This window comes from Bacteroides sp. GD17 (genome assembly GCF_038448625.1).
Lineage (GTDB): Bacteria > Bacteroidota > Bacteroidia > Bacteroidales > Bacteroidaceae > Bacteroides.
The window spans coordinates 593,365-605,714 of record NZ_JBCEZS010000001.1 but is presented as its reverse complement, the minus strand read 5'-3'; the positions used below and the strand labels follow the sequence as shown (position 1 = coordinate 605,714).

8 protein-coding genes are annotated in these 12,350 nt (G+C 54.0%); all 8 read left to right on the top strand.

From position 1 onward, the window contains the following. The first annotated feature begins 11 nt into the window (after nucleotides 1-11). Complete coding sequence (locus AAE250_RS02035) at nucleotides 12-1,385, top strand: SpoIID/LytB domain-containing protein (protein ID WP_294596843.1); 1,374 nt, start codon at nucleotides 12-14, stop codon at nucleotides 1,383-1,385. Between the two features lie 25 nt (nucleotides 1,386-1,410). Next, on the top strand, nucleotides 1,411-2,733 hold the full coding sequence (locus AAE250_RS02030; protein WP_294596846.1) for an MFS transporter: 1,323 nt from the start codon (nucleotides 1,411-1,413) through the stop codon (nucleotides 2,731-2,733). A 46-nt stretch (nucleotides 2,734-2,779) separates the two neighbouring features. Next, complete coding sequence (locus AAE250_RS02025; protein ID WP_294596849.1) at nucleotides 2,780-4,018, top strand: exo-beta-N-acetylmuramidase NamZ family protein; 1,239 nt, start codon at nucleotides 2,780-2,782, stop codon at nucleotides 4,016-4,018. Nucleotides 4,019-4,251: 233 nt separating this feature from the next. Further along, nucleotides 4,252-7,212, top strand: coding sequence for an FAD-binding and (Fe-S)-binding domain-containing protein (locus AAE250_RS02020; RefSeq protein WP_294596852.1), 2,961 nt, complete (start codon nucleotides 4,252-4,254; stop codon nucleotides 7,210-7,212). Nucleotides 7,213-7,230: 18 nt separating this feature from the next. Continuing rightward, the gene (locus tag AAE250_RS02015) at nucleotides 7,231-8,415 is read left to right on the top strand and encodes an acyltransferase family protein (RefSeq protein ID WP_294596856.1); all 1,185 of its coding nucleotides are present in this window, start codon (nucleotides 7,231-7,233) and stop codon (nucleotides 8,413-8,415) included. A gap of 24 nt (nucleotides 8,416-8,439) precedes the next feature. After that, on the top strand, nucleotides 8,440-9,297 hold the full coding sequence (locus tag AAE250_RS02010) for an ATPase (RefSeq protein ID WP_294596859.1): 858 nt from the start codon (nucleotides 8,440-8,442) through the stop codon (nucleotides 9,295-9,297). Nucleotides 9,298-9,327: 30 nt separating this feature from the next. Continuing rightward, the gene (gene murQ, locus AAE250_RS02005; protein ID WP_294596862.1) at nucleotides 9,328-10,152 is read left to right on the top strand and encodes an N-acetylmuramic acid 6-phosphate etherase; all 825 of its coding nucleotides are present in this window, start codon (nucleotides 9,328-9,330) and stop codon (nucleotides 10,150-10,152) included. A gap of 306 nt (nucleotides 10,153-10,458) precedes the next feature. Further along, nucleotides 10,459-12,318 carry a serine hydrolase gene (locus AAE250_RS02000; RefSeq protein WP_294596864.1) on the top strand — a complete coding sequence of 620 codons (1,860 nt, stop codon included), beginning with the start codon at nucleotides 10,459-10,461 and terminating at the stop codon, nucleotides 12,316-12,318. Nucleotides 12,319-12,350: the final 32 nt, after the last annotated feature.

The following is a 12,350-nucleotide window of genomic DNA, read 5'->3' as shown; positions in this document are numbered from 1 at the left end:
GAGAATACAATATGAAAGAGCCCAAAGTACAAGTAGGCATCCTCTTCGAGCCACAGATAGAGTTCGTCTTATTGAACCGTTACCGCATGTTCGGCACCTACTGCGACGGAGTAGTCACATACAGCATGGTGGTCAGCGGCAAGCAGACCGTCACTTACGACGAAGGCAAAATCCTTTGGAACGGACGCCGGTACGACGAGCTGTCGTTCGACCCCATCTATGACACCGATGCCTTTGAACTCCTGGACGTCACCATCGGCATCAACTTCCACTGGGAACGAAAGGAAGACCAGCGCTTCATGGGCGCCCTGAAGATTATCGTCGAGAACGAGAAGCTGACCGGCATCAACGTCATCAACGTGGAAGATTACCTGACAAGCGTCATTTCCAGTGAAATGAGCGCAACCGCCTCTTTGGAGTTATTGAAAGCCCACGCTGTTATATCAAGAAGCTGGCTGCTGGCCCAGATACAAAAGAACAAGGAAATCGTCGAAGCCAAGACTGGTTACTCTGCTTCCACCCAAACCGAAGAAGAGTTAATCCGCTGGTACGACCGTGAAGACCATACTCACTTCGACGTCTGCGCCGACGACCATTGCCAGCGCTACCAAGGCATCACGCGTGCCTCCACCGAAATAGTGAAGCAGGCCATTGCCGCTACCCGCGGCCAGGTACTGATGTCCGGTGGAAAGATATGCGACGCCCGCTTCTCCAAATGCTGCGGCGGTGCTTTCGAAGAGTTCCAATATTGCTGGGAAGATGTGAAATACCCCTATCTTGCCAAGCAGCGGGACAGCAAAACACATACCGACCTCCCCGACCTGACGCAAGAAGCCGAAGCCGACCGCTGGATACGCACCTCCCCGGAAGCCTTCTGCAACACCACCGACAAGCAGATCCTCTCGCAGGTGCTCAACAACTACGACCAGGAAACCACCGACTTCTACCGTTGGAAAGTGACCTATACCCAAGACGAACTTTCAGCTCTCATCCTGAAACGTTCCGGCATCGACTACGGGCAAATCATCGACCTCGTCCCCATAGCCCGCGGAACCAGCGGACGCCTCTGGAAACTGAAGATAGTCGGCACCAAACGCACGCTCATCATCGGCAAGGAGCTGGAGATAAGAAGAACGCTCTCTCCCTCCCACCTTTACAGTTCCGCCTTTGTGGTAGACAAGGAAGGCAGCCTGCCTGCAGAAGCAGGTGCACCGGAGGGTGTGACCGAAGTGCCCGCACGCTTCATCCTCACCGGAGCCGGCTGGGGACATGGCGCAGGGCTGTGCCAGATAGGTGCTGCCGTTATGGGAGAACAAGGCTATAAGTACGATGCCATACTGCTGCACTACTATATCGGTGCAAGTATAGACAGACTGTACGACTAATTTAACCCTCAAACAAACTAATATCATGAACAGCTTAAAAAGAGTGTCGCCATGGGCATGGGTTCCCACTTTATACTTTGCACAAGGCATTCCATACTTTATTGTCAACAACATCTCGGTAATGATGTTCACCAAGATGGGCGTTCCCAATGGAGAGATGGCATTGTTTACCAGCCTTCTGTATCTTCCCTGGACTATCAAGCCCTTCTGGAGCCCCTTCGTCGACATCATCAAGACCAAAAGATGGTGGACCGTCTCTATGCAGATCCTGATGTCAATAGCATTCATCCTGCTGACGCTGTCCATTCCACGCCCCGATGAGGCAGTTATAGCTGCCGGACAGACCCCTATCAGCATGTTCACCATCACGCTGATTCTGTTCATCATCACGGCGTTTGCTTCGGCCACACACGACATTGCCGCCGACGGCTTCTATATGCTGGCGCTGAAGCAAAGCGACCAGGCGGCATTTGTCGGCATCCGCAGCACCTTCTACCGCCTGGCGTCCATCTTCGGACAGGGAGTACTCGTAGCCATTGCAGGTGCCATCGAGTTGCGGTACGATAACATTCCGCTATCATGGACCATTACGATGCTGGTTACCGCCGTCATGTTCAGCCTGGTAACCTTCTATCATCTCTTTGCAATACCCCGGCCGGCCGACGACAAATCTGTCCTGACACCGGGTGCAAGCAGTGCAAAGGACATCTTCATCGAGTTCGGACGCACCTTTGCGACTTACTTCACCAAGCCCGGAGTGTGGCTGGCCATCGTATTCATGCTGCTCTATCGCCTGCCCGAGGCATTCCTCATCAAGATGTGTATGCCCTTCCTGGTGGCAAGTAAAGAAGCAGGAGGCTTGGGACTTTCCACTGCCGAAGTGGGCATCGTATATGGCACTATCGGAGTGATATTCCTCACTGCAGGCGGTATCCTCGGAGGACTGTTTGCATCGCGCATCGGATTGAAAAAGTCTATCTGGTGGATGGCGGCATGTATGACTCTGCCTTGCCTGACGTTTGTTTACCTGGCCATCGGGCAACCCGAGAACCTGTTTGCCATCTCTACAGCCATCGCTATCGAACAGTTTGGCTATGGCTTCGGCTTCACAGCCTACATGCTCTACATGATGTACTTCTCCGAAGGTGAGTTCAAGACATCCCATTATGCCATCTGCACCGCATTCATGGCACTGAGCATGATGATTCCGGGCATGTTTGCAGGGTATATTCAGGAAGCAATCGGTTATGTCAACTTCTTCTGGATGGTGATAGCATGCTGCATTGCTACAGTGGTAGTCACCGTCTTTGCAGACAGGAAGATAGACCCGGAATATGGGAAAAAGTGAAAAGAGTGATAAGGTGATAGAGTGATAATGTGATAAAAGACTTGTTATGAAGAAGATATTTATGCTTTGCGTACTCTTCGCACTTTGCGGAGCGATGAACGCACAGAAGATAAGGATAAAGACCGGGATTGAGGTACTGAAAGATCAGAACTTCCGATGCCTGGAAGGGAAGCGTGTGGGGTTGATAACCAATCCTACAGGAGTGGATAATACGATGAGGTCTACCATCGACATTCTGCACGAAGCGCCGAATGTAAATCTGGTAGCCCTTTATGGACCCGAGCACGGGGTACGCGGTGATGTGCATGCAGGCGACCACGTGACGGACATCAAAGACGCAACTACCGGACTGCCCGTCTATTCGCTATACGGAAAGACCCGCAAGGCTACTCCGGACATGCTCCGGGATGTGGACGTATTGGTGTATGACATTCAGGACATCGGTTGCCGCTCCTTTACTTATATCAGCACGATGGGCCTGGCCATGGAGGCTGCTGCCGAAAACGGTAAAGAATTCATCGTACTGGACCGCCCCAACCCCGTAGGCGGACTGAAGATTGAAGGTAACCTGACGGAAGATGATTGCATTTCTTTTGTCAGCCAGTTTAAAATTCCGTACCTTTACGGGCTCACTTGCGGTGAGCTGGCATTGATGCTGAACGGCGAGAAGATGTTGGCGGGCGGAGAACAATGTAACCTGCACGTAGTGAAGATGAAAGGCTGGAAACGCAAGATGGACTACACACAGACCGGACTGCAATGGGTACCCTCGTCTCCGCACATTCCACACCCGCATTCGGCATTCTTCTATCCTGTCAGCGGCATCCTGGGCGAATTGGGTTACATGTCCATCGGTGTGGGCTATACCATTCCCTTCCAGATGTTTGCCGCCCCTTGGGTAGAAGCCGAGAAGCTTGCCGGGAACCTGAACCGCCTGGGTGTACCGGGCGTAGTCTTCCGGCCGATGTATCTGAAGCCGTTCTACAGCGTAGGCAAGGGCGAACTGTTGCAAGGCGTACAAGTGCACATCATGGATTTCGGCAAGGCGCCGTTGAGCGACCTGCAATTCCTGGTGATGCAGGAAGTGGCCGCCCTCTATCCCGACCGTGCTGTATTCGACCATGCCGACAAGGGACGTTTTAATATGTTCGACAAGGTATGCGGCTCAAAGCAGATACGCGAACGCTTCGCGAAGCGGAACCGCTGGGAAGACGTACGCGACTATTGGTATAAGGATGCTGAAGACTTCCGCAAGCTGTCCGGGAAGTATCGACTATACAGATAAAAGCGGGAGGTGATTCCTCACATCGGAGGAGGTGTTAGTGAGACTACTAGTCTCACCATGATAGAGACCAGTAGTGTCATCATAAGGGAGACTAGTAGTGTCACCATAGGAGAGACCAGTAGTCTCACCATAAGGGAGACCAGTAGTGTCACTGCAGGGGAGACCGAGGTGTTACTGCGAGCGAGATAAGCATCTCATTGGCAGCAAGATAAAGAGTAATGAGAATAAACGATATGGAAAAGAGTAACTACATGGCTTTCCTGCAGGAAGCAGGCCGATTCATTCCGCAGGAAAGGATTTACACCGACGAACTTCGCCGGCTGGCCTGGGGTACGGATGCCGGTTTCTACCGCCTGATACCTCAGATTGTAGTCCGCGCAAAGGACGAAGAAGAAGTATCACAGCTGTTGAAACTTGCCGACCGTCACGGGCTGCCCGTCACCTTCCGCGCGGCAGGCACCAGTCTGTCCGGACAAGCCATTAGCGACTCCATCCTCATCGTAGCCGGAAAGCACTGGGAGAAGTACAGTATCTCGCCCGACCACGAACAAATCACCCTCCAACCGGGCATCATCGGCCAGCGCGTCAATGAACTGCTGGCCCCCTACGGCCGCAAGTTTGCACCGGACCCCGCCTCGGTGAAAAGTGCTATGGTGGGCGGCATCGTCATGAACAACGCCTCCGGCATGAACTGCGGCACGCATGCCAACAGTGACAAAGTGCTCCTCTCCGCCCGCATCGTCCTGGCTGACGGTACCGTACTGGATACCGGCGACCCCATCAGCCGCGCTTCTTTTGAAGTGACCCACCGCGACTTCATCCGCCGCATCTGCGAACTGCGCGACGAAATCCGTGCCGACCGGGAACTCTCGGAACGCATCCGCTATAAATATTCCATCAAGAACGTAACGGGACTCAACCTGCTGCCCTTCGTCCGCTTCGACGACCCGTTCGAGATTATCGCCCACTCCATGGTAGGCTCCGAAGGCACACTCGCTTTCCTCTCGCAAGTCACCATGAAGACAGAGTACGACTATCCCTGCAAGGCAAGTGCCATGCTCTACTTCAAGAGCATCCAGGACGCAAGCCGCGCGGTGGTAGCGATGAAAGCAATGGACAATGGACAATTGTTGGTGAGTGCCGCCGAGATGCTGGACTACAAGAGTCTCTCCTCCGTCGACGATCCTATATATATAAGGTATAAGCAGGAGGTAAGCGATGCCTCCGGACTCACCGCCGTACTGACCGAAACCCAAGCCCGTACCCCGGAAGAGTTACAGCAACACATCGCCGCCATCGAAGCCTGCCTAAAGGCATTCGAAACGTACATCCCCGTGCGCTTCACCGACCGGCCGGAGGAATATTCCAAATACTGGGCCATCCGTTCCGGTATCTTCCCCTCCGTAGGCGGCACGCGCCGACCGGGCACCACGTGCCTCATCGAAGACATCGCCTTCCACATCGAAAACCTGCCCGAAGCTACTGCAGAGTTGCAACAACTCATTGCCCGCCACGGCTACGACGATGCCTGCATCTACGGCCATGCACTCGAAGGGAATTATCATTTCATCATCAACCAGTCCTTCAGCACCCAAGCCGAGGTGAAACGCTACGAAGACCTGATGAACGACATCAAGACCCTGGTTGTAGATAAGTACGACGGTTCACTGAAAGCCGAACACGGCACCGGTCGCAACATGGCTCCCTTCGTCCGCTACGAATGGGGTGATGCCGCTTACGAAAAGATGAAAGCCATCAAAGCCCTCTTCGACCCGAAAGGATTGCTGAACCCCGGCGTCATCTTCAACGACGACCCGCAATGCCATATTAAGAACTTCAAACCGCTGCCGCTGTTGGAAGTGACAAGTGACAAGCTACAAGCTACAAGTACTATGCAGCATGACGGCGCAGCACTCGTGGCTCATAGCTCGTCACTCGTAGCTAACAAGTGCATCGAATGCGGCTTCTGCGAAGTGAACTGTCTCTCCTGCGGATTTACGCTCTCATCGCGCCAACGCATCGTGGTGCAGCGTGAAATATCCCGTCTGAAGCAAAGTGGCAAAGAGCCTGAACGTCTTGCTCTGCTGCAAAAGCAATACCGTTACCCCGGCAATCAGACTTGTGCCGGAGACGGCCTTTGCTCCATGTCCTGCCCGATGGGCATCAATACCGGCGACCTCACCCATATCATCCGCCAAGAGTTATTACCTCCGGGCAGCTTCGGATATAAAGTAGGTGACTTTGCCGCCAATCACTTCGCCGGCATTAAGAGCGCCCTGCGCCCCGTACTGAGTTTAGCCAACTTCGGGCACTCCGTTCTGGGCACCAAGACCATGAGCAGCATCACCAAAGGCATGCACAATGCACTCGGCATCCCGTTGTGGACGCCTGCCATGCCGAAAAGTTATAAGTTACGGAATGACGAGCTACAAGCTACAAGTACTGTGCAGCATGATAGCGCAGCACTTGTAGCTCGTAGCTCCAAAGTCGTTTACTTCCCCAGCTGCATCAACCAGACCATGGGCCTGCCCAAAAAGTCCCCCGTTGAGCAACCCTTAGTAAACAAGATGATTTCCCTGCTGCAAAAAGCCGGCTACGAAGTCATCTTCCCCAAAGACATGGACAAGCTTTGCTGCGGCACCATCTGGGAAAGCAAAGGCATGCTGGACATTGCCGACCGCAAGACCGCCGAACTGGAAGCCGCCCTTTGGGAAGCCAGCGAACAGGGCCGATACCCCGTCCTCTGCGACCAAAGCCCCTGCCTACATCGCATGCGCCAGTGCATCAAGAAGATGAAACTCTACGAACCTGCCGAGTTCATCTACACCTTCCTACGCGACCGGCTGGTCTTCACCCCCACCGACCGCCCCGTAGCCCTGCACATCACCTGCTCCATGCGTCGCATGGGTCTGGCAGACATACTTGTCTCCCTGGCCCGCCTCTGCTCCAACAACGTCATCGTGCCCGAAGAAGTAGGCTGCTGCGGCTTTGCCGGTGACCGCGGCTTCACTTATCCCGAGCTGAACGCTTACACCCTGCGCAAGCTCCGCCCACAGATAAAGGCAGCGGGAGTCAGCATCGGCTACAGCAACAGCCGTACCTGTGAGATAGGACTGGCCACCAACTCCGGCATCCCCTACGTGTCCATCGCCTACCTGGTAGACGAATGCACGAAGGCAATGGATAATGAATAACTTAACACACATATCACCATGAACAGTACTAAAATGAATAAACGCATCCTGGCACTCGACATCCTCCGCGGTGTCACCATCGCCGGTATGATTATGGTAAACAACCCCGGAACCTGGGCACATATTTACGCCCCCCTCCGCCACGCCGAGTGGAACGGTCTGACCCCTACCGACCTCGTGTTCCCATTCTTCATGTTCATCATGGGTATCTCTACGTACATCTCCCTGAAGAAATACAACTTCGAATTCAGCCATGCAGCCGCTATGAAGATACTGAGACGTACCATCGTCATCTTCCTCATCGGACTTGCCATTGGCTGGTTCTCGCGCTTCTGCAGCTATTGGGCGAGTTCCCACGAAGGCCTCAGCTTCGGCGAGAACCTGTGGGCATCTGTCTGGACCTTCGACCGCATGCGCATCCTGGGCGTCATGCAGCGCCTGGCACTGTGCTACGGAGCCACCTCCATCATTGCGCTGACCATGAAGCATAAGCATATCCCCTACCTCATTGCCACCCTGCTGATAGGCTACTTCGTCCTGCTGATGTGTGGCAACGGTTTTGCCTACAACGAAACGAACATCCTCTCCATCGTAGACCGCGCCGTCCTGACCCCTGCACACATGTACAAGGATAACGGCATCGATCCCGAAGGACTGCTGAGCACCATTCCTGCCATTGCGCACGTACTGCTGGGCTTCTGTGTAGGCCGACTGATGCTGGACGGCAACAAGTCGGAAGACCGTGCCAGCTTCCTCAACTCCCAGCTCATCACGCTGTTCCTGGTAGGTGTCATCCTCACCTTCGCAGGCTTCCTGCTGAGCTACGGATGCCCCATCAACAAGAAGATATGGTCTCCCACCTTCGTACTGACGACTTGCGGACTGGCATCCAGCTTCCTCGCCTTGCTCATTTGGATTATCGATGTGAAAGGCTACAAGAAGTGGAGCATGTTCTTCGAAGCATTCGGGGTAAATCCGCTGTTCATGTATGTACTGGGCGGCGTGCTCGGCATCCTGTTCGGAACAATCAGCTTCCCGTGGGCCGATGGCAGCATCAGTATACACGGATTCCTGTATAAGATACTTCTGATGCCGGTCTTCGGCGAAACCGGCGGTTCGCTGGCATACGCCCTGCTGTTCATAGCCATCAACTGGTGCATCGGCTACCAACTATATAAACGGAAAATATATATCAAGATATAATGATAACTAATCACTAAATAATATATGATTCTAATAGCAGACAGTGGCTCTACAAAAACCGATTGGTGTATTGTAGAGAATGGAGTACTCCTCCAACAGATATTTACGAAAGGCACAAACCCTTTCTTTCAGTCGGAAGAAGAAATCAGCAATGAAATAGCGACAGCACTATTGCCACAGTTGAAGACGGACGAGCTGGACGAGGTGCACTTTTATGGTGCGGGATGCGGTTTTCCCGACAAGATAGCCATGGTGCACCGTGCCATCACCCGCCACCTCAAGGTGAAAGACGAAGTAGAAGTCAACACCGACATGCTGGCTGCCGCACGCGGACTTTGCGGACATGCCCCCGGCATTGCCTGCATCATGGGTACCGGCTCCAACTCGTGCTACTATGACGGCAAAGATATTGTCAGCAACATCTCGCCCCTGGGCTTCATCCTGGGCGACGAGGGTAGCGGCGCCTGTCTGGGCAAGCTGCTGGTGGGCGACATCCTGAAGAACCAGATGACACCCGAACTGAAAGAGAAGTTCCTCACTCAGTTCAACCTGACCTCTGCCGACATCATCGACCGTGTCTATCGCAAGCCGTTCCCCAACCGCTTCCTGGCAAGTCTGTCTCCCTTCCTGGCACAGAACCTGCACGAGCCTTGTGTGCGCACATTGGTGCTCAACAGCTTCAAGGCGTTCCTCAAACGCAACGTCATGCAGTACGATTACCGGCACAGCAAGGTGCACTTCATCGGCTCCGTAGCCTTCCACTACGAGGAGGTTCTGGCAGAAGCAGCACAGGAAATGGGTATTCAGTTGGGCACGATACTTAAAAGTCCGATGGAAGGCTTGATTAAGTATCATAGCCAAAACGTCCCCGTCAACGTATAAATCATAATTCATAAATTATAAATCATCATCATGGCATTCATTAAAATCTCAGAGCAACCTTCGCTCTACAACGACCTGGAAAAGAAGTCTGTCCGCGAAATACTGGAAGACATCAACACCGAAGACCAGAAAGTGGCGCTGGCGGTAAAGGAAGCAATTCCGCAAATCGAGAAGTTGGTAACTCAAATCGTACCCCGCATGAAGCAGGGAGGACGCATCTTCTACATGGGTGCCGGCACCAGCGGACGCCTCGGCGTGCTCGATGCCTCGGAGATACCGCCCACGTTCGGCATGCCGCCCACGCTGATTATCGGCCTGATAGCCGGAGGCGATACTGCCCTGCGCAATCCGGTGGAGAATGCAGAAGACGACACACAACGCGGTTGGGAAGAACTGATGGAACGGAACATCACGGATAAGGACACTGTCATCGGCATTGCAGCTTCCGGCACCACGCCATACGTCATCGGTGCCATGCACGAAGCCCGCGAACACGGCATCCTGACCGGCTGCATCACCAGCAACCCGGACTCTCCGATGGCTGCGGAAGCCGATGTGCCCATCGAAATGATTGTAGGCCCGGAATACGTCACCGGCAGCTCACGAATGAAGTCGGGCACAGGGCAAAAAATGATTCTGAACATGATTACCACCTCCGTCATGATACAGCTGGGACGCGTGAAAGGCAATAAAATGGTGAACATGCAGCTCAGCAACAAGAAGCTGGTGGACCGTGGCACACGCATGCTGGTCGAAGAGCTCGGACTGGATTACGGTAAGGCAAAAGCACTGCTGCTGATGCACGGTTCGGTAAAAAAGGCGGTGGATGCTTATAGGGCTAAGCCGGAAAAATGATAATTTAGCGCAGCAAAGCATCAGCGCAGCAAGCCTGAAAGGCTTTTATCTATTAGCCCAGGGCAACGCCCTGGGTTTAAGAACGCCCCTTCACTTTACGCCCTGAAAGGGCATAAGATTATATAACGGGCTTTTGCCCTTTCAGGGCGCAGAGATAGGAGTGCATTATTACCCAGGGCGTTGCCCTGGGCTGATAGCTGGAAGCCTTTCAGGCTTTGCTGAGCAAGTAATCCGAATGAAAACCTTGTTCCAGCACTACGCTGGTAAATTCTCATTTATAGAAGATACTTTTAAAAACAATCCCATATGAAAACACTACACCTCTTCCTTTTTCTCCTTTTGGGCGTGCAACTTGCCTCCGCGCAACCCCTGCAGCGCGTAGCCCCCGAACAAGTGGGAATGGACTCCCGCAAACTGATGTATGCCGACGAAGCCATCGAAACAGCTATCGCCCATAAAGACATTCCCGGCGCCGTGCTCGCCGTAGTGCGCCACGGCAAACTCGCCTATCTGAAAGCCTACGGCAACAAGCGCATCTACCCCAATACGGAACCAATGACCGTCAGCACCATCTTCGACATGGCCTCCTGCAGCAAATCCATGTCCACCGCCATCTGCACCATGATACTGGCCGAACGCGGTAAAATCCGCATGCTCGACCCCGTCAGCCTCTACATCCCCAACTTCAAGAGCTGGGAAAGCGAAGACGGCAAAGACAAGAAGACCATCCGCATCGCCGACTTGATGACCCACACCTCCGGCCTGCCCCCCTACGGCCCCACCGCCGAATTGGAAAAGCAATACGGCTCCCCCAACCCCGACGGCCTGATGGAATACATCGCCACCTGCCGCCGCGACTTCAAGCCGCAGACCGATTTCCAATACAGCTGCCTCAACTTCATCACCCTGCAGCACATCATCGAAACCGTCAGCGGACAGTCCTTGCGTGACTTTGCCCGTGAAAACATTTTCGACGTCCTCGGCATGGACCATACCGACTACCTGCCCTGCCAGCGCGATAAAGACGGCCAATGGATAAACACCGCAGACGCCCACTGGGCCGGCCTCACCGAAGGCGACTGGCACAGCCTCATCGCCCCCACCGAGAAGCAACCCAACGGACAAGTGCTTTGCGGACAAGTGCACGACCCGCTCGCCCGCATCATGAATGGAGGTATCAGCGGTAACGCCGGCGTATTCTCCTGTGCAGAAGACATCGCCGTACTCTGCGCCGCCCTGCAGAACGGAGGCGAATGGAACGGCCGCCGCATCCTCAGCCCCCTCGGTGTGAAAGCCATGCGCACCGTTCCCCGCGCCACCGCCACCTTGGGCCGCACCCTTGGCTGGGATAACTTCACCGCATACGCTTCGAACAACGGCGACTTCTTCAGTCCGAATACCTACAGCCACACCGGCTATACAGGTACTTCCATCGTCATCGACCCTGATAACGACACTTCCGTCATCTTCCTCATCAATGCCGTGCACCCCGAAGACGGGCACAGCACCGTCCGCCTGCGCTCTCTCGTAGCCAACGCTGTAGCCGCCTCCATCTATCCCACTCCCCGCGCCTACACCGATCACTACTACAAGCGCTTCCTGCAATTCATGGACGAGCCCGCCATCACTTCCAAAGATATTGTAATGTTGGGCAACAGCCTGACAGAAGGTGGCGGCGACTGGTCTGCGCGCCTCGGCAAAAAGAACATCCGCAACCGCGGCATCATCGGCGACGAAGTAATGGGCATCTACGACCGCCTGCACCAGATACTTCCCGGACATCCGGCGAAGCTCTTCCTTCTTATCGGCGTCAACGACCTCTCCCACGACCTGACGGCAGACAGCATCGTCGGCATGATTCGCATGACCGTAGAGCGCATCCAGCGCGAGTCTCCCGATACAAAGCTCTACCTGCAAAGCCTGCTCCCCTTCAACGAGAGCTTCAACCGCTACAAGAAACTGGCCGGAAAAACAGATATGATTCCCGAAATCAATGCCCAGCTGGAAGCATTAGCGAAAGAACACGGCATCACGTACATCAACCTCTTTCCCCACTTCACGGAGAAAGGCACCAATGTGCTGCGCAGCGAACTGACGGGAGACGGCCTGCACCTGAATGAGGAAGGATACAAAATTTGGGTAAAGGAACTGAAGAAGAAAATCTAAATCTGATATATCCGTCATAAAATGACAAAAGG